The organism is Paraburkholderia tropica (genome assembly GCF_900109265.1).
GTDB lineage: Bacteria > Pseudomonadota > Gammaproteobacteria > Burkholderiales > Burkholderiaceae > Paraburkholderia > Paraburkholderia tropica.
Map to the genome: position 1 here is coordinate 90,473 of NZ_FNZM01000012.1, position 26,404 is coordinate 116,876.

Annotated in this window: 28 protein-coding genes; 11 read left to right on the top strand and 17 right to left on the bottom strand. The window is 65.5% G+C overall.

Going from position 1 to position 26,404, the window contains the following annotated elements:
- Positions 1-166 precede the first annotated feature (166 nt).
- Entirely contained in the window at positions 167-880 is a 714-nt protein-coding gene (locus BMY06_RS20860) for a dienelactone hydrolase family protein (RefSeq protein ID WP_074984932.1), read from the top strand.
- 112 nt (positions 881-992) lie between these two features.
- On the opposite strand, the gene BMY06_RS20865 is transcribed toward BMY06_RS20860, so the two are convergent.
- The 11 genes from BMY06_RS20865 to speB form a co-directional block, all read right to left on the bottom strand.
- Positions 993-1,685 (bottom strand): foldase protein PrsA, encoded by a 693-nt coding sequence (locus BMY06_RS20865; RefSeq protein WP_074984934.1) that lies wholly within the window; start codon positions 1,683-1,685, stop codon positions 993-995.
- The gene (locus BMY06_RS20870; protein WP_080180488.1) at positions 1,682-3,781 is read right to left on the bottom strand and encodes a two-partner secretion domain-containing protein; all 2,100 of its coding nucleotides are present in this window, start codon (positions 3,779-3,781) and stop codon (positions 1,682-1,684) included. The genes BMY06_RS20865 and BMY06_RS20870 overlap by 4 nt, the downstream gene beginning before the upstream one ends.
- Positions 3,782-3,879: 98 nt before the next feature.
- On the bottom strand, positions 3,880-4,437 hold the full coding sequence (locus BMY06_RS20875) for a hypothetical protein (RefSeq protein WP_313903838.1): 558 nt from the start codon (positions 4,435-4,437) through the stop codon (positions 3,880-3,882).
- Positions 4,438-4,440: 3 nt separating this feature from the next.
- Complete coding sequence (locus tag BMY06_RS38825) at positions 4,441-4,872, bottom strand: hypothetical protein (protein ID WP_074984938.1); 432 nt, start codon at positions 4,870-4,872, stop codon at positions 4,441-4,443.
- 18 nt (positions 4,873-4,890) lie between these two features.
- Complete coding sequence (locus BMY06_RS40655) at positions 4,891-5,199, bottom strand: endonuclease toxin domain-containing protein (protein ID WP_390971074.1); 309 nt, start codon at positions 5,197-5,199, stop codon at positions 4,891-4,893.
- Positions 5,138-5,977, bottom strand: coding sequence for a hypothetical protein (locus BMY06_RS20885; RefSeq protein WP_124263190.1), 840 nt, complete (start codon positions 5,975-5,977; stop codon positions 5,138-5,140). Before BMY06_RS20885 ends, BMY06_RS40655 begins: the two co-directional genes overlap by 62 nt.
- A gap of 49 nt (positions 5,978-6,026) precedes the next feature.
- The gene (locus BMY06_RS20890) at positions 6,027-7,172 is read right to left on the bottom strand and encodes a filamentous hemagglutinin N-terminal domain-containing protein (RefSeq protein WP_074984941.1); all 1,146 of its coding nucleotides are present in this window, start codon (positions 7,170-7,172) and stop codon (positions 6,027-6,029) included.
- Between the two features lie 381 nt (positions 7,173-7,553).
- Positions 7,554-9,017 (bottom strand): purine-cytosine permease family protein, encoded by a 1,464-nt coding sequence (locus BMY06_RS20895; RefSeq protein WP_065059168.1) that lies wholly within the window; start codon positions 9,015-9,017, stop codon positions 7,554-7,556.
- A 132-nt stretch (positions 9,018-9,149) separates the two neighbouring features.
- Positions 9,150-10,640: an aldehyde dehydrogenase family protein gene (locus tag BMY06_RS20900; protein WP_074984942.1), complete on the bottom strand. Its 1,491-nt coding sequence runs from the start codon at positions 10,638-10,640 to the stop codon at positions 9,150-9,152.
- A complete protein-coding gene (locus BMY06_RS20905; protein WP_065059131.1) occupies positions 10,637-11,092 on the bottom strand; it encodes a nuclear transport factor 2 family protein in 456 nt (151 codons plus the stop codon). The genes BMY06_RS20900 and BMY06_RS20905 overlap by 4 nt, the downstream gene beginning before the upstream one ends.
- Before the next feature lie 65 nt (positions 11,093-11,157).
- On the bottom strand, positions 11,158-12,123 hold the full coding sequence (gene speB, locus BMY06_RS20910; RefSeq protein WP_065059130.1) for an agmatinase: 966 nt from the start codon (positions 12,121-12,123) through the stop codon (positions 11,158-11,160).
- A gap of 138 nt (positions 12,124-12,261) precedes the next feature.
- Here speB and BMY06_RS20915 point away from each other — a divergent pair, with 138 nt between their 5' ends.
- The 4 genes from BMY06_RS20915 (at position 12,262) to BMY06_RS20930 (ending at position 15,281) form a co-directional block, all read left to right on the top strand.
- Positions 12,262-13,209 (top strand): LysR family transcriptional regulator, encoded by a 948-nt coding sequence (locus BMY06_RS20915; RefSeq protein WP_074984944.1) that lies wholly within the window; start codon positions 12,262-12,264, stop codon positions 13,207-13,209.
- Between the two features lie 79 nt (positions 13,210-13,288).
- Positions 13,289-14,059: a bestrophin-like domain gene (locus BMY06_RS20920; RefSeq protein WP_074984946.1), complete on the top strand. Its 771-nt coding sequence runs from the start codon at positions 13,289-13,291 to the stop codon at positions 14,057-14,059.
- A gap of 56 nt (positions 14,060-14,115) precedes the next feature.
- A complete protein-coding gene (locus BMY06_RS20925) occupies positions 14,116-14,439 on the top strand; it encodes a cupin domain-containing protein (RefSeq protein ID WP_065059127.1) in 324 nt (107 codons plus the stop codon).
- A 137-nt stretch (positions 14,440-14,576) separates the two neighbouring features.
- Positions 14,577-15,281 carry a glutathione S-transferase N-terminal domain-containing protein gene (locus tag BMY06_RS20930; RefSeq protein WP_074984947.1) on the top strand — a complete coding sequence of 235 codons (705 nt, stop codon included), beginning with the start codon at positions 14,577-14,579 and terminating at the stop codon, positions 15,279-15,281.
- A gap of 32 nt (positions 15,282-15,313) precedes the next feature.
- Here BMY06_RS20930 and BMY06_RS20935 read toward each other — a convergent pair whose 3' ends face one another.
- From BMY06_RS20935 to BMY06_RS20945, 3 genes are all read right to left on the bottom strand, one after another.
- Entirely contained in the window at positions 15,314-16,036 is a 723-nt protein-coding gene (locus BMY06_RS20935; protein ID WP_080180475.1) for a DUF4410 domain-containing protein, read from the bottom strand.
- Between the two features lie 76 nt (positions 16,037-16,112).
- Positions 16,113-17,039 carry a LysR family transcriptional regulator gene (locus BMY06_RS20940; protein WP_080180474.1) on the bottom strand — a complete coding sequence of 309 codons (927 nt, stop codon included), beginning with the start codon at positions 17,037-17,039 and terminating at the stop codon, positions 16,113-16,115.
- A gap of 122 nt (positions 17,040-17,161) precedes the next feature.
- On the bottom strand, positions 17,162-17,818 hold the full coding sequence (locus BMY06_RS20945; protein WP_074984951.1) for an HAD family hydrolase: 657 nt from the start codon (positions 17,816-17,818) through the stop codon (positions 17,162-17,164).
- Positions 17,819-18,000: 182 nt separating this feature from the next.
- Here BMY06_RS20945 and BMY06_RS20950 point away from each other — a divergent pair, with 182 nt between their 5' ends.
- A complete protein-coding gene (locus BMY06_RS20950) occupies positions 18,001-18,300 on the top strand; it encodes a hypothetical protein (protein ID WP_074984952.1) in 300 nt (99 codons plus the stop codon).
- A 257-nt stretch (positions 18,301-18,557) separates the two neighbouring features.
- Here BMY06_RS20950 and BMY06_RS39945 read toward each other — a convergent pair whose 3' ends face one another.
- Complete coding sequence (locus BMY06_RS39945) at positions 18,558-19,046, bottom strand: serine hydrolase (RefSeq protein ID WP_176087197.1); 489 nt, start codon at positions 19,044-19,046, stop codon at positions 18,558-18,560.
- Positions 19,047-19,149: 103 nt separating this feature from the next.
- On the opposite strand from BMY06_RS39945, the gene BMY06_RS20960 reads away from it, so the two are divergent.
- Positions 19,150-19,653 carry a GAF domain-containing protein gene (locus BMY06_RS20960; protein ID WP_065059121.1) on the top strand — a complete coding sequence of 168 codons (504 nt, stop codon included), beginning with the start codon at positions 19,150-19,152 and terminating at the stop codon, positions 19,651-19,653.
- Between the two features lie 55 nt (positions 19,654-19,708).
- On the opposite strand, the gene BMY06_RS20965 is transcribed toward BMY06_RS20960, so the two are convergent.
- On the bottom strand, positions 19,709-20,665 hold the full coding sequence (locus tag BMY06_RS20965) for a LysR family transcriptional regulator (protein ID WP_074984956.1): 957 nt from the start codon (positions 20,663-20,665) through the stop codon (positions 19,709-19,711).
- A gap of 177 nt (positions 20,666-20,842) precedes the next feature.
- On the opposite strand from BMY06_RS20965, the gene BMY06_RS20970 reads away from it, so the two are divergent.
- Together BMY06_RS20970 and BMY06_RS20975 are read left to right on the top strand one after the other, a co-directional pair.
- Positions 20,843-21,745: an aldo/keto reductase family oxidoreductase gene (locus BMY06_RS20970; RefSeq protein ID WP_074984957.1), complete on the top strand. Its 903-nt coding sequence runs from the start codon at positions 20,843-20,845 to the stop codon at positions 21,743-21,745.
- A 153-nt stretch (positions 21,746-21,898) separates the two neighbouring features.
- Positions 21,899-22,306 (top strand): hypothetical protein, encoded by a 408-nt coding sequence (locus BMY06_RS20975; RefSeq protein ID WP_074984959.1) that lies wholly within the window; start codon positions 21,899-21,901, stop codon positions 22,304-22,306.
- Between the two features lie 166 nt (positions 22,307-22,472).
- Here the strand turns inward: BMY06_RS20975 and BMY06_RS20980 are convergent, their stop codons facing one another.
- Complete coding sequence (locus tag BMY06_RS20980) at positions 22,473-22,688, bottom strand: hypothetical protein (protein ID WP_065059118.1); 216 nt, start codon at positions 22,686-22,688, stop codon at positions 22,473-22,475.
- 441 nt (positions 22,689-23,129) lie between these two features.
- Here BMY06_RS20980 and BMY06_RS20985 point away from each other — a divergent pair, with 441 nt between their 5' ends.
- Together BMY06_RS20985 and BMY06_RS20990 are read left to right on the top strand one after the other, a co-directional pair.
- Entirely contained in the window at positions 23,130-23,771 is a 642-nt protein-coding gene (locus tag BMY06_RS20985) for a LysE family translocator (protein ID WP_074984960.1), read from the top strand.
- Positions 23,772-24,292: 521 nt separating this feature from the next.
- Positions 24,293-26,383 (top strand): sensor domain-containing protein, encoded by a 2,091-nt coding sequence (locus BMY06_RS20990; RefSeq protein ID WP_074984962.1) that lies wholly within the window; start codon positions 24,293-24,295, stop codon positions 26,381-26,383.
- The last annotated feature ends 21 nt before the right edge of the window (positions 26,384-26,404 follow it).

The window sequence follows — 26,404 nt, forward strand, 5'->3', positions numbered from 1 at the left end:
GCATCGACTTCGCGCCGATGCCGCCGAGCAAAGCACGCGCGCAGACGCTATGCTACGGCTTGCGCTTTTTCGACACCGGCTTTTGTTCGCCGCTATCGCATCCGAAAGCCTTCGGAAATGTCTAAACGCTTTCGCACCGATTCACCGAACCCTCAAGGAACGCCTTATGACAAAGACCACCGGCTCCATGATTTCCTTCAACCGCCCCGACGGCAAAGCGCTGCAAGGCTACCTGGCCACGCCCGCCAAAACGGAGGGCGCGCCCGCCATCGTCGTGATCCAGGAATGGTGGGGCTTGAACGGCCAGATTCGCGGCGTGGCCGACCGTCTCGCGCAAGCCGGTTACTACGCGCTCGTGCCCGACCTCTATCGCGGCAAGAGCACGGTCGAGGAAGAAGAAGCCCATCACCTGATGACGGGCCTCGATTTCGGCGACGCCGCCTCGCAGGACATCCGCGGCGCGGTCGACCACCTGCGCACGCTGACCGACCGCATCGGCGTGACCGGCTACTGCATGGGCGGCGCGCTCACGCTGCTGGCCGCCAACCAGATTCCCGATCTCGCGGGCGTGGTGACGTGGTACGGCTTCCCCCCGCTCGAGTACCTCGACGCGAGCAAGATCACGGCGCCGGTGCTCGGCCACTGGGGCACGCAGGACGGCTTCTTCAAGATCGAGACCGTCGACGAACTGGAAAAGAAGCTCAAGGACGGCGGCGTGAACGTCGAGTTCCATCGCTACCTCGCCTATCACGCGTTCGCGAACGAAGAGGCCGTCGGCCCGGGCCGCATCGCGCACACGCAATTCGATTCGGTCTGGTCGCAACAGGCGTGGGACCGCACGCTGACGTTCTGGGGCCGCACGCTCTGGAAGCAGGGCTGAGCGCGGCGGCGTGTAGCCGCTGGCCTTAGGCTCAAAGCATGAAAAAGCGCGGCGCACGTTTTCGAACGTGCGCCGCGCGATGGTCCCACAAAGACACGGGACGCGACTCACCTCACTGCTGGATCGTCGCGCCGCGAATCTGCGCTGCGGTGAAAGCCGCCGCTGCTTTCTGCAGCGCCAGCACCTCGAGTTGCGCCTTCACCGTGTCCTTCACCTGCTCGAACGGCGGAATCTGCGTCGGACGCTTTGCATCCAGCTTCACGATCACCCATGCGTTACCGATCTGGACCGGCTGCGGTGTGATCCCGCCTGCTGGCAATTGCGCGATTGTGCGCGCGATCGGCAGCGGAAGTCCCTGAGTCTTGCCCTCCGCCGCCGGCACCGGAAAACTCGTCCACGGCATTTCACCGCCTTGCGCCCCGGTCGCCGCCACGCTATACGCTTTCGCCAGTGCGTCGAACGGCTCACCTGCCTTGACCTGCGCGAGCACCTTCCGGGCCGTCGCCTCGTCGCCAACGGTGATGATGCGCGCCTTGAATTCGTCCTTGCCGAGCGACGCGACGAGCGCGTCGTAGCGCGAGCGAACCTGCGCGTCCGTCACCGCGTCGGGATGCACGTGGTCCGCGAGATAGAGCCTCACCTCGGTGTCGATCTTCGCCTGCGCCGGCGCCTGCTTCACCTCGGGCTTCTGGTCGTAATGCGCTTGCTCCGCGCCCTGGCGCAACACTTCACGCGCGATCAGTCCGCTGGTCAGCATCTGGCGCAGCTGCGGCGTATCGGGCTGCTGCGCGCCGTTCGCGCTCACCCGGCGAACGGCATCGTCCAGTAGCGAGGTGGGGACGGCCACCCCGTTGACCACGGCGACAGCGCCAGCAGGTAGCGCGGTGGGTGCCGGGGAATCGCTTGCGTGCGCGAGCGGGCCGCGTTCGTGACGTTGCGCCCCGAGATCGAAACCGACCCGTTGCTCGACGCGATATAGGCCATCTGCGCGGGCTGCGTGACCGTCCCGTAATCGACGTCGTAACCCCCCGTCTGGTGCCTGAAGAACAGGAAGCGCCCCCCGGTGTAGAGGTAGGCGAGCGGCGCGCCGCCGTTGACGCCTCCCGCGTGGTCGATCACGTTCCTGACGTCGCCCTGCGCCGAGAGCGAGACCGCGCCGTTCGCGATGATGCGCGCGTTATCGTTGACGATATCGCCCTGCGCGGAAAGCACCGCCTGGCCGTTCGCGGAGAACAGCACCGCGAGGTTCGTCGCGTCGGAAACGCTCGTGATGCTGCCGAGCGCGGAAAGCGTAAGATCGCCGCCCGAGTGCGTGCCGTCCGCCTGCGCGAGTCCCGCCTGAATCGTGCTGCCCGTGTTCGTGATCGCTCCGCCGCTCGCGAGCGCGAGAGCATGGTTCGCGCGCAGGGTTGACGGGCCCGAGCCGGCGTCGGAGACCGTGATATCCGCCGCGCTGATTGCGCCGTCGTGGTTCGCGCCGACCTGAGCACCGACCATCGAGAACGCGCCGCCCGACGTGATGGCGAAATCGTTGGCCGCCTGAACCTGCGCCCCGTCGAGCGCGAGCGTGCCGGTCGCCGTCATGGTGACGTCGGTCCCCGCCTCGACTGTGCTGTTCGTTGCCGAGAGTTCGCCGCTATCGCCAATACTCAGAAGCGTCGTATTGCGGTTTGCGCTGATCGAGGTCGCGCGCGTCGCGTCTGCCGCGAGCGTGATATCCGACGCCTGGACGACGGCGTCGCGCCCTGCCAGCACTTCCGTACCCGTCGCCGAAAGCGGACCTGTCGCGGCGAGCGACATGTCCTCTCCCGCCGTCACGCGCGTATCCTGCAACGTCATCGCGCCGCCCTGCGCGCCGAGGCTCGCATCGTTGCCCGCCTGGAGGGCGCCGCCCTGTACCGCGATACTCGTCCCCGCGTTGAGGCCGACGTCGTGACCCGCGACGACGGGCGTATCGTGCAGCGAGACCGCGCCGGGCGTCGCAATCGTCGCGTCGTGCGCGGCGGTTATCGAGCCGCCCAAGGTCGTGACGTCGCCGTTGGCCTGAACAAGCGCATCGCCCGCCGTCGCGTTGATCGCGCCCGCGCTGCGCACGCCCGCTCCCTGATCGGTGATGACGATCTGTACGCGCCCTGCCGTCAAGCCGCCCGCCTCGGTGATATCGACCGCGTAAGCCGGTCCCTGCGCGCCGGGCGAGACGAGCCCGACGAGCCAGTCATGCCCGTTATCAGACGGGGAAAGGCTCGTATCCCAGGTGGTCGTACTGCTGCCGGTCAGCGCGCGGATACCGCCCGTCGAACTCGTATAGGCGTTCGCAACCGGACCGTTGACCGCAAGCTGCTTCGAGACGAGGTCGAGGTTGATGAGCGTGCCGGAGAGGCCACCCGGGCCGATGGTGATCGCGCCGCCGTTCGTGGTCAGGATGACGTTGCGCTGGATCTGGCCGGGCGCGAGCGTGATGTCGCTAAAGCTGACCTGCCCGGTCGAGAGGACGACGTGCCCGGCGTTCACGAACGACCCGCCGTCGACCGTCACGCCGTTCGGGTTCGCGAGGATGACGTTCGCGCGCGGCCCGAGCACGCTCACCGCGCCCTGAATGAGCGACGGGTTCGTACTCGTCACCTGGTTGACGATGGTTCGCGCGTTGACGCCCGTGTTCTGAAGATCCGCGCCAGCGTTCGACACGTTGAACGTGCGATACGTGTTGCTCGATACGCCGCCGACGGCGGGCGCGATGGAGACGGTCTGGCGGCCGTTGGCGGCGGTCGAGACGTTTGTCGAGGTGGCGCCGTCGGGGGTAATCCCTGCGGCGTATGCGCCCGCGACGGCGAGCGCGAGGACACCGCCGAGCGTTGTCGCGTACGCACCCCGTGCGCGATTTGATCTGATTGTTTTACTCATCGCCATTCTTTACGTCGTAGTGCTAAATAATTTTCAGAAAAATCTGATTGACCGACCGCCTCGGATCGATATGGGCGAACGCTAAACGGCGTCGCCTCCTATCGCAGCCACATAGGCGCTCCCTCTAGCGCGTCGTATTCTTCGAGGGGCTTGTTCTTGTCGCGCGCAAAACCAGCGAGGTCGGTGATCACTGTTCGGACCGGCTGATAGATGTTAAAGGCATCGACGAATGATTTCGCAGACGCGCAGGCGTCCGCGAAACGGTCGAAGTAACTACTGAACACATCGGCCAATGAGGGCTGATCGGGATTCAAGCGGCTCCTTTCCGGATCTGCGAGCATTGCAGCGTCCCATTCTATCGACGTCTTTGCCGGTTTTTGCGCAAAGATCTCTCGCGCCTGGGCCATCAACTTCAATGCAGGCTCCAGTTCTTCCGCGCGAAGGTAACGCCGATACAGACGATCGGTGAGCACGCTCCAGTCCTGCGTTGGATGATCCTCTTCTGCATACCGTCTCAAACAATGGAAGAACAGTGACACATCAGGGGCTGGCCCTAGTTCATACATCGAATGCCCACCATCAAATCCGATTTTTCTCATCACTTTAGCGAGAATCGTTTTCTGGAAGCCAGCCGCTCTCGATACGTTCACAAGCATTACTCAACTGCAAGCCTCAAACGCCGTGACTAATTTATGGCCGAGTTCAGCACTGGACAACTCGCACTCAATCGTTTGATCTTTGAGCGCCCTCCCGCCTTTGTTCCAGTAATCTGATGTTGGCACCATTCTCACCAGTTCCGACTCGCACTCCAATCCGACCGATTTCGCCCCCTTTCCAAGCGTCGCCCAACTCTTTACGCCCACAGCTTGAAGCATTGGCGCCTGAATTAATTTCCACTCACTTTGACTAGGATGAGGTACATCCACCTCCGAACCTGCCAAGACTCCTCGGATTCTCTCGCTCAGATCCGCTTCACAATCCCCTCCAACAACATGGACGGGGCCAGTTGCAATCCATAGCCCCGTGGTTGCCTTGGAATAGCTTTGCAGGAAAATTTTCCCGTTTCGCAAAATAGCGTAAGCAGCTTTCAATTTCTCTTCCTCTAGAAATCAAGGATGTATGATCACATTGACTTTTACGCCCTTCGATAGCCCGTACTCAACAGCTTGCTTTATTACCTGTTGCTGTGCGATTGACCCCGAATTCGGTATTACAAGATCAAGTCCTCTAGCGGTAATCTGACTTGCATCAACATTCGCACCAGCCCAACCACCCGGGCCTGTTCCATTGTACGCAGCCACGTTATCGATATATCTGTTCAATGTCCGGGTTAGCGTAGCTGTACTTTGGTATGAACTAGCATTCACGTCTAGACTTTTGATGCTCGTCGCGACGCCATTTTCGAATCTGTCGATCACGGGGAAATTCTGCGGGAGGTTCTGTCCAATTTTCCGAGTTCGGGTTTGTGGTCGAGAGCGTCGCGCAGCCCGCGCTGTAACCTGCCGCGCAGCCCGCCGTCGTCGTCATCGTGCCGACGTTGGTGCCCTGGTTCGTGAAGCTGTTCGACGTGATGTTGACGTTGTTCGTCGCGGCAATCGATCCGGCGTTCGTCAGATCGCCGCCCGAGAGATTGACGTCATGACCGGCGACGATCTGCCCCGCGCCACCCTGCACCGAGACCGACGACGAGGTCGAGAGCGGCGTGACCGTTCCGGGCGCTGCGAGCTTGATGCCCGACGTGTTGATCCACGCGCCGATGGTGTACGGGCCGATGGCGGTCGGGCCGTTGTAGTTGCCCCATACGCCAAGCGTCGACGGCATCGCCGAGAGGAACGCGTTGAGCGAGGCGAGATCGACCGAATCGGTGACAGTCGAACGGTAGGTCGAGCCGCTGTTGTCGAGCGTCTGGACGTGGATATTCGCGTCGTTCCCGGCGCTGACCGTGCCGCCCGAGTTCAGCAGGGTATCGGCGTTCAGGTTCAGGTCATGCCCCGCGGCGATGACCGAGCCCGACGCGCCGGGCGCGCCCCCCGTCGTCGTGGTCGTCTCCGTGACCGTGGGCAGCGCGACGGTCACGCGCGCGATGGCCTTGCCCGCGTTCTCCGGCGTCTCGACAAACCATAACGTTCTGGACGTCCCGGCAAGCTGGTCCATGACCTTGACCTGGACGAACGTCACCGTCCCCGAGGTCGCCACGGGCGGCGCGGTCGGCACAGCCGAGCCAAGCAGGAGCCCGACGACCGGATCAGGAATCGGGTTTGCCGCGCCCGTGGGCGAAAGGATGTCCGCGAGCGTGAGCGAGACCGGCCATCCCGAGTAGTCGCAGCAGAAACCGTTCTCGCCGCCGGTCAGACTGCCCGTGACAATGTTCGTCGATGCGAGCGCGAGACTGAGCAGCAGCGCCGGGTTGTCTAACGTTCTCGCTGCCGAAGGTCTTGCCGACGACGATATCGCCCGCCGCGTTGACGCTGACGTTGCCCGCCGTCGCGGCGAGCGGGCCTTGCAGGTTGACGCCCTGGCCTGCCGCGGTCGAGACGATGAACACCTGCCCTGCGGTAATCGATCCGAACGCGCTCGCGTCGACGGCCACCGCGCCGGGCTGCCCCGCGACGACGTTCGACGTGCCGTACGCGGAGCCTGAACCCGACGTCGGCGTAACGGTCTGGTTGCCGGTGATGACGTGAACGGCCTGGTTTGCGTAGAGCGGCGCGTTGAGGCTGACCGACTGCCCGATCAGATCGATGTTGCCGACCGTGCCTTCGATGCCCGCGCCGGGGCCGTTCGCCCCCGTCGAGCCCGGCGCTCCGTTGATACTGACGTTGCCCGATGACACGGCGAACGCGACGGCGCCCGCGTTCGCGAAGCTCGTCGCCGCACCACCCGGGCCGGTAATGAACTGCGGCACGCCCGTGGTCAGGACGAACCCTGGCGCGTTGGTCAACGACAGGCCGCTGACGCTCACGCCATTCGGCGCTGCGACGATCACGCTCGCCGGAGAGCCAAACACTTCAAGCGGCCCGGCGAGGATCGCTGGAGCAGTCGACGTCACCTGATTGAGGATCGTCGTTGCCGTGCGACCCGCGAGGTTCGGGTTCGCGTCAAGCGCGCCGCCGAGCAGCGGCGTGCCGGAGACGAGGCTGTTGTTCAGTACGAGGCCGGTGCCCGCGTCGACACCGAATGAGGAATACTGATTAACGCTCAGACCCGCCGCATTGGGCGCCGTGATGTTGACGGCGGGCACGCCCGCGCCCGTCTGCGTTATCGTTGGCTGAAACTGGACCGGCGCGCGTGGATCGACGATCGGCGGCGCGGCGTGCGCAGCCTGATCCGCCAGCAGCATCGCAGGCGTGAAGTACATCACCACCGTCATGATCGCGGCGGTCGCCCGCATCCATATCGGACGTCTTGTCTCGCGCAAGCTTTCGCTTGTTCCGGCCGCGCCTGTCAAGCGTCGCGCATCACGCGCAACATGCTGCGGGGCCAGCTATCTCCTGAGTCGTGCTTCGGCTTTCATGCTCGTTGAAATCCACGCAGATCGATTTGGAGCGCGAATCTAACACCGCCTTACAAGCACATTCGTCAAGAATTGTCACAGTCACTTCGTGACCCTGTGGCACGTCATATCACGTCGACTTCGCTGCCTCCGGCGATGAATTTCCGCATTTCGACTCTCCACGCCACACCGTTCTACAAGGACAAACCGACACCACAAAACGAGCGCGGCGCACGTAAAAAACCGTGCGCCGCGCTCGTTTTACCGCTTCAATTCGATTCAACTCCTCCGCGTCATCGCCTGATCGAGCTCCGCAATCTCCCGCTCGCTCTGCGCGACAGCCTTGCGCTCGCCCTGCGCGTCGATCGAGCGGGCCAGCGCGAGATACACGAGCGCCGACACCGCAAGTCCCACCGCCCACGCCACATCCACACCGCCGATGCGCGCCGCGAGCGGCCCCGTATAAATCCCCGGCAGCACGAAGAACGGCACCGTCGCGGCAAAACCCACCGCGTAGGCGATCAGCCCGCGCGCGCCCCACGCGCCATACAGCCCGCGCGGCGTGAAGAGTTGCGTGATCGCGTAATGGCCGCGGCGCACGAAGAAGTAATCGACCAGATTCACCGCCGTCCAGGGCACGAGCAGATACAGCATGATCGTGAGCGCCGCGAACAGAATATCGATGGCGTTCCCCGACAGCGACAGCGAAATCACCACCCAGACAAGACCGAGCGCGAGCACCGTCACCACGCGCACGGTTTGCGTCGGCTTCACGGGCTTGAACGAATCGACCGCCGTGACCACCGTGAGCATCGCGCTATAGGCGTTCAGGCCCATCGTCGCGACCATCGCGCCCACCGACGCCAGCGAGATCAGCACGCCGAAGCCGCGGAACATCGCGTTGCCCGCATCGTAGAGCGCGACGAGACCGTCCGAGGCGCCCAGACGCGTGGCGAGCCACGCACCCAGCGCGATCAGCCAGATCGCCGACGCCGATGCCCCGACGAACACCGCCGCGATAATCGCGCGCGGTTTCGTATCGCGCGGCAGATAGCGCGAGTAATCGGACACATACGGCGCATAGGTGATGTTGTAGCTCGCGCTGGCCGCGAACTGCGCGGCGAATGCAACGAGCGAGAAGCCGCCCGCGTGCACGATGCCGGGCTTCACGCCGACCGCGCCGAACAGGATCCACAGCGTCAGCAGCACATAGAGCGGCAGGCTCGCGACCAGCAGCCACTTGAACACGCGATGCAGCCAGTCGTGACCGTAGATCGCCAGCGCCAGCGCGATCAGCGCTGTGACGATGGTGACGAGCGTCGGCGACCAGCCGAAGATGCCCTTCACGCCGCTCGCCATCAGCACGGTATCGACCACGTTGAAGCCGATAAACGTGAACAGCGTGGCGATCAGGATCAACACCACGCCGCGATAGCCGAACTGCGCGCGCGACTGGATCATCTGCGGCAGGCCGAGATGCGCGCCCTGCGACGCGTGAAACGCCATGAACAGCGTGCCGAACAGAATGCCGAGCACGCCCGACAGGATCGTGTAGCCGAGCGACAGTCCCATGCTCGGACCCACGAAGCCGATGGCGATCGTGAAGAACTGGAAGTTGCCGAGAAACCAGAACGGCCCTTGTCCCGCCACGCTGCCGTGGCGTTCGTGCGCGGGCACGTAGTCGATCGAACGCACTTCGATCTTGCGCCATTTCGAGGGCACGGCGGCGCCGGGCGCTTCCATGCTGCGTGGCGGTTCGGCCCCGTCGGCCGCCCAACCGTTGACGTTGTCAGTGTTCATCTGTCTGTTCCTGTGGGGTGCGCCTGCCCGCGCGCGCGACGCGCGCGAGCGATGGCGTTGACGGCGGGTTCGTTATTACGGTTGCAGCGACGGCGACAATGGCGGCGCGCCAGCCGGACGCGCGCGAATGACATGCTTGATTTCCTGATAGGCGCGCACGCCCCAGGGTCCGAGTTCGCGGCCGATGCCGCTGAGCTTGCGCCCGCCCCAGCCGGTCTGCGGGAAGATCACTTGCGGCGCGTTCACCCAGACGACGCCCGACTCGCAGGCGTCGGCGACACGCGCGGCACGTTCGGCGTCGGCGGTCACGACCGTGGCGACGAGTCCGTAGTCGCTGTCGTTGGCGAGCGCAATCGCCTCGTATTCGGTATCGAACGCACGCACCAGTGCGACCGGGCCGAAGATTTCCTCGCGCCAGAGCACGTTGTCGGGCGCGACGTTCGCGCAGACCGTCGGCGCGACGAAGAAGCCTGGACGCGCGAGCGCACCGCCGCACAGCACGCGCGCGCCTTCGTCCTTGCCGCGCGCGAGCAGGCCGAGCACGCGCTCGCGCTGCGCCGCGCTGATCAGCGGTCCCACGCGCGCGTCGGCGGCGTCGGGCGCACCGACGACCGCGTCGCGCGCGAGCGCCACGAGCCGCTCGACGAACGCGTCGTGCAGCGCTCGCGCCACCAGCACGCGCGAGGTCGCCGAACACATCTGCCCCGCGTTGAAGAACGCGCCGTTGAAAGCGAGTTCGACGGCTTCGTCGAGATCGGCGTCGTCGAATACGATCAGCGCCGACTTGCCGCCCAGTTCGAGCGAGACGCGCTGCATGCGCTCGGCGGCGGCGCGCATCACGGCTTGCCCGGCGGCGGTGCTGCCCGTGAACGAGACCTTCGCGACGCCGCGATGCGCGGCCAGATGCGCGCCCACCTCGCGCGCGCCGGCGACCAGATTCACCACGCCCGCGGGCACGCCCGCCGACGCGACGATGTCGGCCAGCGCGCGTTCGGCGAGCGGCGTGAGTTCGGACGGCTTGATGACGACCGTGCAGCCCGCCGCCAGCGCGGGCGCGAGCTTCCACGCGGCTGTCACGAGCGGGAAATTCCACGGCACGATCAGCGCGCAGACGCCCACGGCTTCGTGGCGCACTTCGGCGTCGAAACCCGGGTCGGGCAACGCGACCGTCGATGTGGTGGCCACGCCGCCATCGCGACACAACTGCGCGTAGTAATGGAACGTGGCCGCCGCGTCGCTCACATCGAGCTGCGCTTCGAAACGCGGCTTGCCGTTGCACTGCATCTGCAGGTCGATCAGTTCGACGCTGCGCGCTTCGATGCCTTGCGCGATGCGTTCGAGCAGCTCGCCGCGCACGGTCACGGGCGTCTTGCGCCAGCCGAGCAAGGCGCGCGCGGCAGCGGCGACGGCGGCGTCCACGTCGGCGGCGCTCGCGGCCGACACGCGCGCAACCGGTTGCCCGCTGCACGGATCGATCAGCTCGAGCGGCGCGCCTTCGCCATGCCGCCATTCGCCATCGACGAATACGCCCGGCTCCACGGCCGCGACTACGGTCTCGCGCTTCATGCGGACGCCTCCAGCGCGTTCGCTTCGTTCACGTCGTGCTGCACGGCCACGCAGGCGTGCGGCGACAGATGCTCGTGCACGGCGATCCAGTCGGCGCCATCGCGCGCGAACACGATGGTCTCGCGCTCGACCAAAGTCTCGCGGCCCGCGTGCGTGCTCACCTGCGTGCGCACGTTGTGCGTGAAGATCGCCACGTCGCCGAGACACTGCACGGCGCGCCCGCTCGACTCGCAGCCGAGCACGGCGAAGCCGTCGTCGCGTTCCCACTGACGCCACAGCGCCTCGTAGGCCGCGCGCGTCGGCAGCGCTTCGCTCACGTGATGAAATACGAAACTGGCGTGCGGCGCGAAGGCCGCGAAATAGGCGTCGCGGTCGTGGCGCGCAAACGATGCGATCAGCGCATCGGCGGCGGCCAGAACGGCGGTCTCGGTTGAAGTCGGGGTCTCGCTCATGCTTGCTCTCCGGGGAACTGGCGTCATCTTTGAATCATTTCGGATGCCGTATCAATCGACATCGCTCAGGCGCGATACGCCACGCCGGGCAGCACGCACAGCATTTCGAAGGCGAGATTCGCGGCCAGCAGCGCCGTGGTGCCTTGCGGGTCGTACGGCGGCGAGACTTCCACCAGATCCGCGCCCACCAGATTCAGGCCGCGCAAACCGCGAATGATTTCCAGACCTTGCGGCACCGTGAGTCCGCCGATCTCCGGCGTGCCCGTGCCTGGCGCGAACGCGGGATCGAGGCCGTCGATATCGAAGCTCAGATAGACGGGACCGTTGCCCATCTGCTCGCGCACCTCCTTCATCAGCGTCTCGAGCGAGCGGTTCCAGCACGCCTCGGCCTGCACCACGCGAAAGCCCTGATCGCGGCACCAGTCGAAATCGTCGGCATGATAGCCGGTGCCGCGCAGACCGATCTGCACCACGCGGTCGCAATCGAGCAGGCCCTCTTCCACCGCGCGCCGAAACGGCGTGCCGTGGGCGATTTTCTCGCCGTACATGGTGTCGTTGACGTCGGCATGCGCGTCCACGTGGACCACGCCGACCTTGCCGTACTTCTTGTGCATCGCGCGCAGGATCGGCAGCGCGATCGTGTGGTCGCCGCCCAGCGTGACCGGCTTGCAGCCGCCGGCGATGATGCCGTCGTAGGCCGTTTCGATATCGGCGATCGCCTTGTGGATGTCGAACGGATTGATCGCCACGTCGCCGATATCGGCCACCTGCAGCGAGTCGAACGGCGCGGCGCGCGTCGCCATGTTATAGGGCCGCAGCAGCACCGACTCGGCGCGGATCTGGCGCGGGCCGAGGCGCGCGCCGTTGCGGTTCGAGGTGCCCAGATCGAACGGCACGCCGACGAAACAGGCGTCGAGTCCCGCGCTCGTGTCGGCGATCGGCAGACGCATCATCGAGGCGATGCCGCCGAAGCGCGGCATGGCGTTACCGGAAAGCGGCTGGTTCAGCGGGGTGTGTTGCGAGTCGTTCATATCCGTATAAACCCTGAAAACATCGATAGGAGCAGTGGGATGAAACCCAATGCTGGCAATGCTAGAGGGAAAAAAATACGGATAAAATGACGGCCTGATGATGTTTACATCGATTCGCATCAATGTGAGGATTGAAGCATGCTGGCCAACCTGACCGACTTCGACCTGCGGCTGATCCGCGTTTTTCTCGCCGTGGTCGACGCGCGCGGGCTGACGGCCGCGCAGGCCGCGCTCAACGTCGGGCAATCGACGATCAGCACGCAGCTCGCTTCGCTGGAAACGCGGCTCGGCTTCCGGCTCTGCGAGCGCGGGCGCGGCGGCTTCAAACTCACGGCCAAGGGCGAGCGTTTCGCGATGTCGGCGCGGCGGCTGCTGATGGCCACCAATACGTTCTGCGCCGAAGCCGCCAATATGGACCGCCAGCTCGTCGGCGAACTCAATCTCGGCCTGATCGGCCACACGCCGTTCAGCCAGAACGCGCGCATCAGCGACGCCATCGCGCGCTTTCGCCAGCGCGACCAGGCCGTGCGCTTCAACATCCAGATCCGCTCGCCGGGCGAACTGGAGGAGCAGGTGCTCAACGGCAAGGTCGATATCGCGATCGGCTATTTCTGGCACCGCGTGCCGAGCCTCGACTACACCTCGCTGTTCATCGAGCGCCAGTACGCGTATTGCGGCGCGCGCCACGCGCTGTTCGGGCGCGCCGCCCACGCTGACCAACCGGGCGACGTGGGCGCCGCCGAAGCCGCCGCGTGCGAGTGGGCGTGGCGCAGCTATCCGCTGCCGGAGGCGCAGCATTCCACGCACGAGCGCAATGTGACCGCCATCGCCGACAACATGGAAGCCGTCGCGTTGCTGATCCTCTCGGGCCATCATCTCGGCTATCTGCCGGTGCATTTCGCCAAGCCTTATGTCGACGGCGGCCTGCTGCGCGCCGTGAATCCCTCGGCGCTGCGCTACGACGTGACCTTCCATATGGTCACGCGGCGCATGACGAACGCGGGCGACATTCAGCGCGCATTCATCGAGGATCTGCGCGCCGTGCATCTGAACGAGGTCGAGCGCGAAGACCCGGCAAACGCGTAGAATCGCTCCACCCAGCCGCCTTGCCTGCCAACGTTTATTGCCGTTCACGCGCCTTCGACTCACGCCACTCGGAGCCACCATGACGCAATACCTTCAGCATCCCGCGTATCTCTTCGTCACCTTGATTGTCTGCCTGCCGCTGGCCGCCGCGCTCGGCGCGGTCGTGCTCGACCGCCGCTTCCCGCTCTCCGAGGAGGCGCGCGAAAACTACAACGTCGTGCAAGGCGCCACGCTCACGCTGCTCGCGCTGCTGATCGGCTTCACGCTCTCGATGGCGGTGGGCCGCTACGACCAGCGCAAGAATCTGGAGGAGGAAGAAGCGAACGCGATCGGCACGGAATATCTGCGCGCGGATCTGATCGGCGGCGCGGGCGCGGCGAACCTCAAAGCGCTGCTCGCGAAGTACACCGAGACGCGCGTGCTCTACTACACCACGCACGAAAGCCACGCCCTCGCGCGAATCAACCGCACGACCGCCGATCTGCAAACGCAGCTCTGGAACGGCGTGCGCGACGCGGCGGCGGCGCAGCCGAATCCGGTCACGGCGCTCGTGGTGGCGGGCATGAACGACGTCATCAACACCCAGGGCTATACGCAGGCCGCGTGGATCAACCGCATTCCCGTGGCGGCATGGATACTGATGATCATCATCGCGCTGTTCAGCAATCTGATGCAGGGCTATGGCGCACGCGGCAGGAGCGGCAAGCGCATTCTGCTGTTCGTGCTGCCCATCACGGTCTCGCTGTCGCTGACCCTGATCGCCGATATCGACAGCCCGCGCGGCGGCCTCATCCGCGTTGCTCCGCTCAATCTGATCAGCTTTCAGCAGTCGTTGCCGGCGCAACATTAAACGCGCAGCATCCAGCATCGCGCGCCGCGTTTTATCCCTTGTTTTCGTGCTCCCTCATGAAGATCATCCGCAGCAAGAGCTTTACCGCCGAGCGCGCCTGGGGCGCGCTCGATATCGCGAATCTGAACGGCACGACCGTGCGTCTGCACTGGACCGACCAGCCGTACAAATGGCATGTGAACGACGGCGAGGAAGTGTTCGCAGTGCTCGACGGCACTGTCGACATGCACTACCGGGAACGCAGCGAAACCGGCGTGTCGGAACACGTGGCCGTGCTCGAAACCGGCGACGTGTTTTATGCGCAGGTGGGCTGCGAACACGTGGCGCATCCGCGCGGCGCGGCGCGCATTCTCGTGATCGAGAAGGAAGGCAGCGTGTGAACGCCGTCACGCGCAACGGCAAGGATCGAGCAAGAATCAGGACACGCCCAACGCGCTTGCCGTAATTCTTCTACACTAGGCGGCCTTCGTCGCACGGCCAGACCGATCGACACGACAAGACCACTCAGAGGAAAAGCATGAACGCACTTTCGACCTTCCCGATCTCCGAAAAATGGCCGGCGCAGCATCCCGAGCGCATCCAGCTCTATTCGCTGCCCACGCCCAACGGCGTGAAGGTCTCGATCATGCTGGAAGAACTGGGCCTGCCGTACGAGCCGCATCTCGTGCGCTTCGACGCCAACGATCAACTGTCGCCCGCGTTTCTCTCGCTGAATCCGAACAACAAGATTCCCGCGATTCTCGACCCGAACGGTCCGGACGGCGCGCCGCTGCCGCTGTTCGAATCGGGCGCCATCCTCATCTATCTCGCCGACAAGGCCGGCCAGCTCCTCGCCCGCTCGGGCGCGGCGCGCTACGAAGCGATCCAGTGGGTGATGTTCCAGATGGGCGGCATCGGCCCGATGTTCGGCCAGCTCGGCTTCTTCCACAAGTTCGCGGGCAAGGAGTACGAGGACAAGCGTCCGCGCGACCGCTACGTCGCCGAGTCGAAACGTCTGCTCAATGTGCTCGACCAGCACCTCGCGGCCCGCACGTGGATCATGGGCGACGACTACTCGATCGCCGATATCGCCACGTTCCCGTGGGTGCGCAATCTGGTCGGCTTCTACGAAGCGGGCGATCTGGTGGGCTTCGACTCGTTCAGCAACGTCAAGCGCGTGCTCGATGCATTCGTCGCGCGTCCTGCGGTGCAGCGCGGGCTGGAGATTCCGAAGCGCGTGTGAACGCGGCTTTTTCTGCGGCGTCGCGGCATGACTCAGGGCGCGGCTTTCACGCGCGCCACCACGGTATCGGCGACCTGTCCCGCCGCGCGCTCCACGGTCAGGCGCTGATCGCCGCGCGCGATCACGAACTTCGCGGCGGCCACGTAGGGATTGAGCGCGATGGCCGCCCCCGCGCCCGGCGTCTTGTGGCTCGACTGCGCGTCGATCACCTGATAGAGCGGCGCGGGCGCGTGCGTCGCCAGATCGTCGACGGCCACCGCCAGCTGAACCTCGCTCGCGCCCGAACCGAAGCCCACCATCGCGCGCCGCAAGCGGTCGCCCTCGTCCACCTGCAGGAACACGCCGCGCACGAGCCAGCCTTGTGCGGGCATGGGCGCGCCCGCCGCGAGTCGGCGCGCATCGACACCGGCGCGGCGCAGGTCGGCGACCAGCGTCGACGCCATCTCCTCGACGATGTCGCGCGCTTTCGCCTGCGGATCCTCGCCGCGCAGACGCGGCAAAGGCCGCGGCAGCAAACCGCCCGCGAGACGCCGCGCCTGATCGACGGGATTCTGATCGGTCGTGACGCTGGAGGCGTCGAGTTCGAAATCGCTTACGTAGACGAGCGGCGCGGTCGCGGGGACGGCGGACTGCACCGCTTCGGCAGTCGCCGGAGTTTGCGCGTAAGCGGGAGTTTGCGAGTCAACCACGCTCGCGCCGAACCACAGCGCGGCGAGCACAGAACGCCAGGTAGAACGCCGTGCGGACAGGCTCATCGGACACTCCGGCGATGGACGATGCGTCCATCATAGTCGCGGCGTGCGGCGGTTTCCTTCTGCGTGCCGGCCGGCGTCAGACGTTCGTTTTCTGCGCGTCCGCGAGCAGTTCCTGAGCGAGCGTGACGGCCACCTCGCCCGCCGGCGACATTGTGCGCTCGGCCAGCACCACGAGCGCGATATCGAGCCCCATGCGCGGCGAATCGGCCACCTCGATGCGCTCGATCGTGCCCGCCGCCAGCTCGCGCCGCACCGACGACACCGTGCCGAACAGCAAGGCGTCGGTCTGCTCGACGAAGGACTTGAGCACCTGCAGATCGTTGCATTCGAGCTGCACGCCAATCGACTCGTGCGAGCGGATCTTCATGAGCCGATGCACGGCCGCGCGCATGAACGGCGGCAGCGGCACCGACACCAGCGGAAAGTCGCGCAGCACCGCCGTGCTCACCGCGCCGCGGCGCGTGAGCGGATGCCCGGCGCGCGCGAACCAGCCGCCGTCGTGCCGCTTGAGCGACTTGATGGCGAGCGCGGGATTGTCGGGCAGCACGCGCCGGTCGGTGACGAGAAAGTCGAGCTGTTCGGCCAGCAGCATCTCGACCATCTGCATGCCCTGATTCACCGACACTTTCATCTCGACCGCCGGATGACGGCGCGACAGCGCCACCAGCAGGTCGGGCATGAGCACCATCGTCGGATACGGCCCGAGGCCCATGCGCACCTCGCCCGCTTCGTGCGACTTGAGCAGTTCGACGTCGCGCGTCAGGCAACTGGCCTCGAACAGCACGCGCCGCGCGCGCTCCACCACCGCCTTGCCCGCCTGCGTGACCGCCACGCCGCGCACCGCGCGGTCGAACAGGCGTAGTCCGAGTTCCTCTTCGATCGCCTGGATGCTGCGGCTCAGCGCGGGCTGGCTCAGATGCACGCGCTCGGCCGCGCGCGCGAAGCTGCGCTCCTCCGCGAGCGCCACCACGTGGCTCAAACGCCGGACACTCAGGTCATGCATGCCTTGCAAGCTCCCATCGGTGAGAATGCGTTTTTTGAATGTCCGAGCGTAGTCGCGAAACGCACCCGGCTCAAGCCGGATCCACCCTGAAGCTGCGCTTGCGCAGGCGTTCGTGCCTGCTTTCAGTCGTGCAACACGCCGAAGCGGCGCAGGTCGTGCTCGAGCGTGCCGGTATCGACGAACAAACAGGCGTGCAGCCCCGCGTCGAGCGCGCCTTGCACGTTCGCGTCGCTATCGTCGATGAAGAGGGTTTCGTGCGGCAGCGCGCCAAGATGCTCGACGCAGCCGAGGTAGGTCCGCGCGGCGGGTTTGACCGCGCCGAATTGCGCCGAGCCATAGACGCGCCCGCCGAACAGACGCGCGACGGGCGGATTCAGTGCGTCGAGGTGATCGGTGACGAGACTGCCGTTGTTCGTCAGAACGGCGATGCGGCAGCGCTCGCCCGCGCGCGCGGCGAGCGCGAGCGTGGCGTCGTTGGGCGTGATCGACGCGCGCCGCGACGCCAGCCAGGTCGCGCGGTCCATTGCGCAGCCGAGCAGTTCGCCGAGCGCGCGCAGATAGGCGTCGGGCGCGAGTTCGCCGGCATCGGCGCGCGCTTCGAGGCCGGAATCCCAGATCGCGGCGCGCACCGCGTCGGGCGCCGTGCCGGTGAGCGCCGCGAGATGTGCCGCGCGCGCGTCGCGGTCGTAGTGCGAAAGCACGCCTTCCATGTCGAACAGGACCGTGCCGATGTTGCCGCTTTGCGCCGTCGTCGCTGTCGCCGACGTTTTCGTTGCCATGGGCCGCTCCCGCTTCGAGTCATCGCCGATGATAGCGCCGCGCCGGGCGCGCGCGTGCGCCGATTGCTGCGCTGCGTCGGCGGGCGCACGCAGCGCTTGCCTGCGCGTAGTCGCGTGGTTACGTGGCGGGGTCACGTGGTCGCGCCCCGAAAGCGCGCGCCGATTCCGGGTAAACTGAACCGATGGACAAATGCCGATACTGCGGAGAGCTGCGCGACGAGTGGGATTGCCACGGCGACGACTGCCGCCGCGCGATTTCGCAGGCGCTGCGCCGGCAGCGTCAGGGGTTGCCGATGGTGCCCAACGTCATCCGCAACGAGATTCCCGCCAACGCCAGCACGGGCGAGATCATCAGCGTGCTCTCGCGTCAGCGCATGCGTGCGCGGCGCGGCAACGAGGAGCGCCGCGAACGCAAGGCGCTCGATATCGCCGACGAGGCGGGTCGCGCGAACGCGCGCCAGACGCGCGCCGAAAAGCCTTAAAGCCCGACGATCTCCTGGCGGTATTGCGCGCACACGCGCCGCACGGCGGCGAGTGCGTGCGGCACCGGCAACGCCGCCATCGCGCGAAAGAAACCGTCGTGCCGCACGGGCGAACAGCTTCGCACTGCTCAGGCAACTCGCGCTGCGCGGCGCGGGCGTGGCCGCGTTGCCGTCGCATCTGTGCGAGGACGACGTCGCGCGAGACACGCTGATCGAAGTGAAAACAGGCGGCGAAGCGGCTGCGGAAACCGGCCTCTTTATCGTCTTATCCGTCGCGACACGATATGAGCGCACGCGTGCGCGCGTTCGCTCACCATCTCGCGGAAACGCTCGAAGCGCACGCAGTCGTCTGATTGCGGGCGGTGTCGCCGTGTTATCCACGCTCGTTCACCTCGCGCCTCAAGCCGCGCCGCCCCGCGATGCGGCATGTCCAGCCCCGGCGCTTCGCAATGCGCCGCGACCAGCGGCGGCGCGCGGCCCGGCGGACGCACGATCGCGTAGTCGTTGGTCTGCGCCTCCACACTGGTGCCGGGACGATCGCCCGCCAGCCAGTCCGCGGGCAGTGCCGCGCGAATGCGGTTGCGCCCCGGCGGACTCGCGACCATCCAGCGCTCGTGTTGCTCGCGCGACGGCTGGCGCAGCACATCGCCGAGCAGAATCGCCCGCACCGATCGCACGACCGCGCGCGGTAACGCCCACGGCAAGGTCACAAAGGCCCCACCGCCGCCCCCGACAATCGGGCCCAATCGAGCAAAAACCCCCGATCTGGCCTAAACTGGCGCCCTCGCAGGCGCGCTGTGCGCCGCTTCATTCCCGGATTCACCCCAGATTCACCAGGCTCGACACACCATGTTTTCGCTCACCGACTCCCTTCCCGCCGACAAACCCGCGCTCTACGCCACGCTCGCCGCCCAGGCGCGCGCGCTGATCGAAGGCGAAACCGACGCGATCGCGAACGCGGCGAACTTCTCGTCGCTGGTCTACCACTCGCTCGACGGGCTGAACTGGGCCGGTTTCTACTTCTTCGACGGCAAGGAACTCGTGGTCGGCCCGTTCCAGGGCAAGCCCGCCTGCGTGCGCATTCCGCTCGGCAAGGGCGTGTGCGGCACGGCGGCGCAGACGCGCGAGACCCAGCTCGTGCCCGACGTGCACGCGTTCGCGGGCCACATCGCCTGCGATTCGGCTTCGCAATCGGAAATCGTGGTGCCGCTCGTGGCGGCGGACGGCACGCTGATCGGCGTGTGGGACGTGGACAGCCCGCACCTCGCGCGTTTCGACGACGAAGACGCCAAGGGCATGGCCGAACTGTGCCGCGTGTTCATCGAATTCGGCTGGACGCGCGCCGCGCGCTAAACGCTGCGCTTTTCTCGCGCGTTTTCCCCACGCGTTTACCCGCGCGGATATCTCATCAGGATGACGAAGTATTTGCGCCTGCCTCGGCGCCCGACTTCAGAAAGTCGACGAAAGCGCGCAGCGGCGCGGGCGGATGCCGCCGCCCCGGGTAGTAGAGAAACGGCCCGGAAAACTGCGGCCACCAGTCCTCGAGCAGCGGCACCAGCGCGCCGCTCGCGAAATGCGGCTTGAGCATGTCCTCGAACATCGCGACCACGCCCGCCCCGCGCAGCGCCATTTCGATCGCCAGATCGAGCGCCGCCGCGGGCTTCACCACCAGCGGCCCCGGCGGATCGAGACGCACCGTCTCGCCGTCGCGCTGATACTCCCAGATCGCCATCGCCCCGCCCGAAAACTGCACGCGCAGACAGGCGTGGTCGAGCAGATCGCGCGGATGCGCGGGCACGCCGCGCGCCGCCAGATAATCCGGCGACGCACCCGTGGCGAAGCGCTGCACGGACGGCCCGATCGGAATCGCGATCATGTCCTGTTCGAGCCGCTCGTCGTAGCGAATGCCCGCGTGGCAGCCCGCCTGCAACACGTCGACGAAACCGTCTTCCACCACTACTTCCACGCGAATCTCGGGATAGGCGCGCGCGAAGCCCGCGAGAATCGGCGGCAGCACGCTGCGCGCGACGTTGGCCGGCACGTTCACCCGCAGCACGCCCGCGGGCCGGTCGCGATAGCCGTTGAGCACGTCGAGCGCGGCCTTCATCTCGGCGAACAGCGGCGTGATGGTGTCGAGCAGACTTTGCCCCGCCTCGGTCGGCGCGACGCTGCGCGTCGTGCGGTTCAGCAGCCGCAGACCCAGCCGGGTTTCGAGCCGCCGCACCGCCGTGCTCAGACTCGACGGCGAGACGCCGCCGGCGCGCGCGGCGTCGCGGAAACCGCCCGCGCGCGCCACGGCGACGAAGGCGGCCAGATCGTTCATTTCGAGGGCCGGATGGCCTTGCGGTCGGGTTTCGCGCGTCATGATGAGGTCGAATCGGGACGAATCGGGTCGAGAAAAGCGGAATTCGGCGCAGACAGTTTGATGGGGGCGCCCATGCGCCATTGTGCAAAATTTTGCACAACCCGTGCGGATCTGACGGGATTATCCACCAACGCGACTCAGTCCATACTGGCGCCATCCCTTTTCCAGGAGAACGCCATGACCCAGCCGACCACCCCGCAGACCAGCCAGCAGACCACCCCGAGCCGCACCTTCGAATTCGCCGGCCGCACGGTCAACCGCATGGGCTACGGCGCCATGCAGCTCGCCGGCCCCGGCGTGTTCGGGCCGCCCAAGGACCGCGCGGAGGCCGTCGCGGTGCTGCGCGAGGCGCTGGAACGCGGCGTGAACCACATCGACACGAGCGACTTCTATGGCCCGCACGTGACGAACCAGATCATCCGCGAGGCGCTGCATCCGTATCCCGCCGGCCTCACGATCGTCACCAAGGTCGGCGCCGTGCGCGACGACCAGGGCGGCTGGCTGCCCGCGCACGATCCCGACGACATCGAGCGCGCCGTGCACGACAATCTGCGCAATCTGGCGCTCGATGCGATCGACGTCGTGAACCTGCGCATCATGGGCGACGTGCACAAGCCCGCCGAAGGCCCGGTCGAACCGCAGATGGAAAGGCTCGCGCGCCTGCGCGAGCGCGGCCTCGTGCGTCATATCGGCCTGTCGAACGCGACCGCGAAACAGGTCGCCGACGCCGAGCGCATCGCGCCCATCGCCTGCGTGCAGAACCACTACAACCTCGTCAATCGCGCCGACGACGCCCTCGTCGACGCGCTCGCCGCGCGCGGCATCGCGTGGGTGCCGTTCTTTCCGCTCGGCGGTTTCACGCCGATCCAGTCGACGGCGCTCTCGACCCTCGCGCGATCACTCGACGCCACGCCGATGAGCGTCGCGCTCGCCTGGCTGCTGCACCGTTCGCCCAATATTCTGCTGATTCCGGGTACGTCGTCGCGTGCGCATCTGCGCGAAAACCTGCGCGCGCAGGATCTCGAACTGAGCGCGGACGTGCTCGCGAAACTCGATGCGATCGGCAACCCGTCTGCGTGAATCGCCAGGGCTGATCGGATGAATCAAGGCGACCCGCGTGAGCGTGCACGCGGGAATGCGCCTTGCGTGAGACACGGTTTGGCGCGATGACGGCGCGAAACCGGAGAAGCGGCGATGAACACGCTGCGCATCAGATCGAGGACGGCAAGCTGTATGGCGATACTGGGCGCCTGCGCGGTTTCACTCGGTTACGGACTCGACGCCCAGGCCGCGGGTCCCTTCGACGGCGCGTGGAACGTCACGCTCAATTGCCCGACCGCGCCTGACAATACATTGAGTTATACCTGGCAATTCCCCGCCACCGTGGTGCAGGGCGTGCTGCATGGCGAACATGGCTTGAAGGACGGAGGCGGCTGGCTCACGCTCGACGGCAAGATCGAGCCCGACGGTTCCTCCACGCTCATGGCGAATGGACTCACGAATGCGCCCGCGTATGCGGTCGGTCATCCGCAGCCGCGCACGCCGTACACGTACGAAGTGAGCGCGCATTTCGACGCGGCTTCGGGCAGCGGCCAGCGCACCACCACGCGGCATTGCGATTTTGTTTTCGTGAAGCAGTGAGCGCCGCTAATCCGGTCGATCGAAGATGACGCAACGTTGACGCATCGATTACGCATAAAAAAACCGCGGCCCGAAGACCGCGGTGCATGAGCGCTTGTCACTCCCGGCTGCCGTGAATCACGGCGCATCACCGATGCATCAAGGCGGAAACTTCGCCTGCGCCGGCTCAGGTTTGCGAATCCGTGGCGGCCGCGTCGCCGTCGTCGGCCTGCTTTTCATCTTCCTTCTTTTCGACCATGTTCTCGAGCGCCCCCGCGCCTTCGAAGCCCGCGACCGCGGCGGCCGCCTTCGTCAAAAAGCCCGCGTTCGGATCGACTTTCTCGGCCGCTTCCACCGCGGCCACCGCGCCAGCCACTTCACCCAACTTGTCCAGAATGCCCATTTGACCCCTCCGGTTTGCCCGATTTCCGATCACTGCTGTCCATCCCTGCTGCCTGCCTGTCGAGATGCGGGCCGCACAGACACCGTTGCCGCCGCACCTTTCTCCCATTGCGCTCACCACGCTCGCCGAGCATCGGCGTTGATGCATTCTGGGCGCGACCGACTGGCAGAGCAATCATAAATCTCCTTGTTTAACAATGGTTAACGGTTGAATCCGCAGACAAATATTGATCCTCGCCAAAGCCCTGCCTATACTGGATTCGTCTCCTCCATGTCTCTATCGACGTGGTTCAAGCCCGCCTTCATCGCGGGCTTTTTTCTTTTGCGGCCCCGGAATCGGTCCATGACTGGCCAGATGCCGGCCAGAGACCGGTCGCTGCGGACGTGCGCGCACTGGCATAATCGACGTTTCGCCTACTTTTTTCTTACGTCCGCCGTCGCAATGAACCTGCATACCTGGTGGCTTTTCCTCGCCACGGTCTTCGTCGTCTGTGACATCCCCGGTCCCAACATGCTGCTGATCATGTCGCACGGCGCCCAGTACGGCCTGCGCCGCACGAGCGCGACCATGGGCGGCTGCCTGTCCGCGCTCGTGCTGATGCTCGCGGTCTCCGCCGCCGGGCTCGGGGTGTTCCTGCAGGCTTGGCCGACGATGTTCAACGTGCTGCGCTTCATCGGCGCGGCCTATCTCGTGTACCTGGGCGTGAAGGCCTGGGGCGCGCCCGTCGAAGAACACGCCGCCAGCAACGCTGAAGCAGAGACGCTCGCCGCCCGCCCGGCGCGCTCGCCCGCCACGCTGTTCCGCAATGGCTTCCTCGTTGCCAGCAGCAATCCGAAGGCGATCCTGTTCGCCGCCGCGCTGCTGCCGCAGTTCATCGACGCAAGCCGCCCGACGCTGCCGCAGTTCGGCGTGCTGGTGGCGACCTTCGCGGTCTGCGAAGTGAGCTGGTATCTCGTGTACGCGGGCTTCGGCACGCGCATTGGCGCGACGCTCAAGAGCCGCCGCGTGGCGAAGGCGTTCAATCGCGTGACGGGCGGCGTATTCGTCGGCTTCGGCGCGATGATGGCGTTGATGCGGCAGTAATTCGGCTGAAGCGGAAACGGAGCGGAAAACCGCTCCTTTCCGCGAATCGAAGTTCGTCCCACACGGCGCCATGCGGCTCCGCAGGTGCTGTGGAAAAGCGCAAAATCTCCGCCCCGCAGCAGCCGTCTTTCTCCCCCATCCTGCCGACGCCTCGCTCCGGCATCGAGCGCGTCCAACAGGGAAGCGACCAACGCAGACCAACGCAGACGAATGCGGATCGGGGCATCCGTCCATGTGCTCGTCCCTTACCGAACGCTTTTGAGCCGACGAAAAATGCAGCCTCGGCGCTGAATCGTCGAAATGAAACGTTTGCGTGCCCACAAGTGCTTTTTAACCATTGCACGCGCCCCGCCAAGCCGCATATATTCCGACTGGGCATCTCGCGAAACAGATCAGATCTTCAAAAAAATGAAAGCTGAGCAAGCTGGCGCGTGCGTCAGAACGGCACGCAAATCTGGGCACCTGTCTCCCTCGCGCCTCTCCCAGGCGGCGAACCTCGACTCCACGGGTCTGATAATTTAATGCGCGATCGCATCATAGAGCGCTCGCTGGACAAGCCGACGCGCGACCATGAGCGCAGTTTCAGGTTGCTGGTGGAAAGCGTCACCGATTACGCGATCTACATGCTCGACACGAACGGCATCGTCTCGAACTGGAACGCCGGTGCGCAACGGGCGAAAGGCTATGAGGCGTCCGAGATCGTCGGCCAGCATTTCTCCTGCTTTTACGAGCCCGCGGACCGCGATCGCGGCTTGCCGCAGTACGGCCTCGAAACAGCTCGTCGAACCGGCAAGTTCGAGACCGAAGGCTGGCGCGTTCGCAAGGATGGAAGCCGGCTCTGGGCGCACGTGGTCATCCAGCCGATCTACGGCGATGCCGGCGAGCTGTTCGGCTTCGCAAAAATTACGCGCGATTGCAGCGAAAAGCGCGAGATCTCGCTTGCGCTCGAGGAGACCACGCGCAATCTGGATCTCGCGCTGGACAACATGGCGCATGGATTGTGTCTGTTCGACCATCGCGGACGCCTCGTCGTGTCCAACGACCAGTTCGCCCACATCCTGTCGCTCCCTGGGGACACCTTGTTCGAAGGGATGCGGCTGAGCACGCTGCTACGGCGAATCGGCGAGCACGCTGGCATGTCCCAGGCTCAGGCGGCAGGGTGGGCCAGAGAGGTCCGCGCGCAGCACGTTCAGCGTTTTGAAGCGAATCAGCAGCAGGCGACGATGGAAGTCGCCCGTCTGGGCCGCAGCATTTCGGTCGTCACGCGCCTGCTGTCGGATGGCGGCTGGGTGTCCACGATCGAAGACATGACCGAGCGGCGTATCGCCGAAAACCGTATCACTCATCTCGCTCATCACGATCACCTGACCGACCTGCCCAATCGTTTGAGCTTCCAGCAACGCTTGTCCGAGCTGGCCGAAAGCGCCTCGTCCGAGCAGCCGTTTGCCCTGCTTTTTCTCGATCTGGATCGCTTCAAGTCCGTCAACGACACGCTCGGTCATCATGTCGGCGATGAACTGCTCAAGGCCGTGGCGCAACGGCTCGCCGGCGCCGTGCGCTCGAGCGGCCAGTTGGCCCGTTTGAGCGGCGACGAGTTCGCGATTCTGCAAGTCCCGTTTCGAAGCGTGAATGACGCCGCGGAACTCGCGCAACGCTGCATCGACAATCTCTCCGCGCCGTTCGAAATCACGAACAATGAAATCAGCATCGGCGCAAGCGTCGGCATCGTCGTTCACGCGCGGGCCGGGATCGATGCGGGCACGGTGCTCCAACGCGCGGACCTCGCGCTGTATGCGGCCAAACGCGCGGGCCGCAACTGCTTTCGCCTGTACGAGAGCGGCATGAACAATCCGATCCGACTGCGCAACGAACTCGAAGACGATCTGCGAAACGCCCTGCGCGCGAATCAGCTGGAATTGCATTATCAGCCCATCGTCGAAGCGCATAGCGGCATCACCACCGCATGCGAGGCGCTGCTGCGCTGGCGTCATCCCAAACGGGGCCCCATGTCGCCCGCCGAATTCATTCCGGTTGCGGAAGAGCGAGGCTTGATGCCGGAACTCGGAGCGTGGGTGCTGGAGAAGGCGTGTCGGGACGCGGCGCTCTGGCCTGCGCATATTCGCCTGAGCGTGAACGTTTCGCCGGCTCAGCTGATTCACGCGGACTTCACGCTCATCCTCGCGAACGCACTCACGAACGCGGCGCTTCCGGCACATCGTCTCGAAGTGGAAATCACCGAATCGGTATTGCTGGAATCGTCCGGCACGTCCTCGCGCATCTTGAACGAAATTCGCGCAATGGGCGTGGGTGTCGCGATGGACGATTTCGGCAAGGGCTATTCGTCATTGGGGCTGCTGCAGAGCGTTCCCTTTACGCGCGTGAAGATCGATCGCGGCTTTGTGAATGGACTCGGTAATAATCCGAAATCGGCCGCCATTATCCACGCGATCACCGAGCTGTGCCGCAGCCTCGATCTGCCGATTACCGCCGAAGGCGTGGAAACGAGAGACCAACGGCAAGCGTTGCTCGATGAGCGCTGTCACGAACTGCAAGGCTTTTTCTTCGCCAAGCCGGCCCCCGTCATTGCACTCGAACGCTATCTGCATGCGTGATGGCCGTGCGGCGATCGCAGG

What these genes read in the sequence shown, in the direction of transcription:
- BMY06_RS20905 (WP_065059131.1), bottom strand. Translation starts at nt 11,092, where the DNA reads ATGAGCGAGACCCCGACTTCAACCGAGACCGCCGTTCTGGCCGCCGCC.
- BMY06_RS20975 (WP_074984959.1), top strand. Translation starts at nt 21,899, where the DNA reads ATGGCGATACTGGGCGCCTGCGCGGTTTCACTCGGTTACGGACTCGAC.
- BMY06_RS20890 (WP_074984941.1), bottom strand. Translation starts at nt 7,172, where the DNA reads ATGCGGGCGACCGCCGCGATCATGACGGTGGTGATGTACTTCACGCCT.
- BMY06_RS20900 (WP_074984942.1), bottom strand. Translation starts at nt 10,640, where the DNA reads ATGAAGCGCGAGACCGTAGTCGCGGCCGTGGAGCCGGGCGTATTCGTC.
- BMY06_RS20930 (WP_074984947.1), top strand. Translation starts at nt 14,577, where the DNA reads ATGAACGCACTTTCGACCTTCCCGATCTCCGAAAAATGGCCGGCGCAG.
- BMY06_RS20915 (WP_074984944.1), top strand. Translation starts at nt 12,262, where the DNA reads ATGCTGGCCAACCTGACCGACTTCGACCTGCGGCTGATCCGCGTTTTT.
- BMY06_RS20985 (WP_074984960.1), top strand. Translation starts at nt 23,130, where the DNA reads ATGAACCTGCATACCTGGTGGCTTTTCCTCGCCACGGTCTTCGTCGTC.
- BMY06_RS20960 (WP_065059121.1), top strand. Translation starts at nt 19,150, where the DNA reads ATGTTTTCGCTCACCGACTCCCTTCCCGCCGACAAACCCGCGCTCTAC.
- BMY06_RS20970 (WP_074984957.1), top strand. Translation starts at nt 20,843, where the DNA reads ATGACCCAGCCGACCACCCCGCAGACCAGCCAGCAGACCACCCCGAGC.
- BMY06_RS20945 (WP_074984951.1), bottom strand. Translation starts at nt 17,818, where the DNA reads ATGGCAACGAAAACGTCGGCGACAGCGACGACGGCGCAAAGCGGCAAC.
- BMY06_RS20920 (WP_074984946.1), top strand. Translation starts at nt 13,289, where the DNA reads ATGACGCAATACCTTCAGCATCCCGCGTATCTCTTCGTCACCTTGATT.
- BMY06_RS20935 (WP_080180475.1), bottom strand. Translation starts at nt 16,036, where the DNA reads ATGAGCCTGTCCGCACGGCGTTCTACCTGGCGTTCTGTGCTCGCCGCG.
- BMY06_RS20950 (WP_074984952.1), top strand. Translation starts at nt 18,001, where the DNA reads ATGGACAAATGCCGATACTGCGGAGAGCTGCGCGACGAGTGGGATTGC.
- BMY06_RS20980 (WP_065059118.1), bottom strand. Translation starts at nt 22,688, where the DNA reads ATGGGCATTCTGGACAAGTTGGGTGAAGTGGCTGGCGCGGTGGCCGCG.
- BMY06_RS20990 (WP_074984962.1), top strand. Translation starts at nt 24,293, where the DNA reads ATGCGCGATCGCATCATAGAGCGCTCGCTGGACAAGCCGACGCGCGAC.
- BMY06_RS20965 (WP_074984956.1), bottom strand. Translation starts at nt 20,665, where the DNA reads ATGACGCGCGAAACCCGACCGCAAGGCCATCCGGCCCTCGAAATGAAC.
- BMY06_RS20870 (WP_080180488.1), bottom strand. Translation starts at nt 3,781, where the DNA reads ATGAGTAAAACAATCAGATCAAATCGCGCACGGGGTGCGTACGCGACA.
- BMY06_RS20940 (WP_080180474.1), bottom strand. Translation starts at nt 17,039, where the DNA reads ATGCATGACCTGAGTGTCCGGCGTTTGAGCCACGTGGTGGCGCTCGCG.
- BMY06_RS20860 (WP_074984932.1), top strand. Translation starts at nt 167, where the DNA reads ATGACAAAGACCACCGGCTCCATGATTTCCTTCAACCGCCCCGACGGC.
- BMY06_RS20925 (WP_065059127.1), top strand. Translation starts at nt 14,116, where the DNA reads ATGAAGATCATCCGCAGCAAGAGCTTTACCGCCGAGCGCGCCTGGGGC.
- BMY06_RS20895 (WP_065059168.1), bottom strand. Translation starts at nt 9,017, where the DNA reads ATGGAAGCGCCCGGCGCCGCCGTGCCCTCGAAATGGCGCAAGATCGAA.
- BMY06_RS20875 (WP_313903838.1), bottom strand. Translation starts at nt 4,437, where the DNA reads ATGCTTGTGAACGTATCGAGAGCGGCTGGCTTCCAGAAAACGATTCTC.
- speB (WP_065059130.1), bottom strand. Translation starts at nt 12,123, where the DNA reads ATGAACGACTCGCAACACACCCCGCTGAACCAGCCGCTTTCCGGTAAC.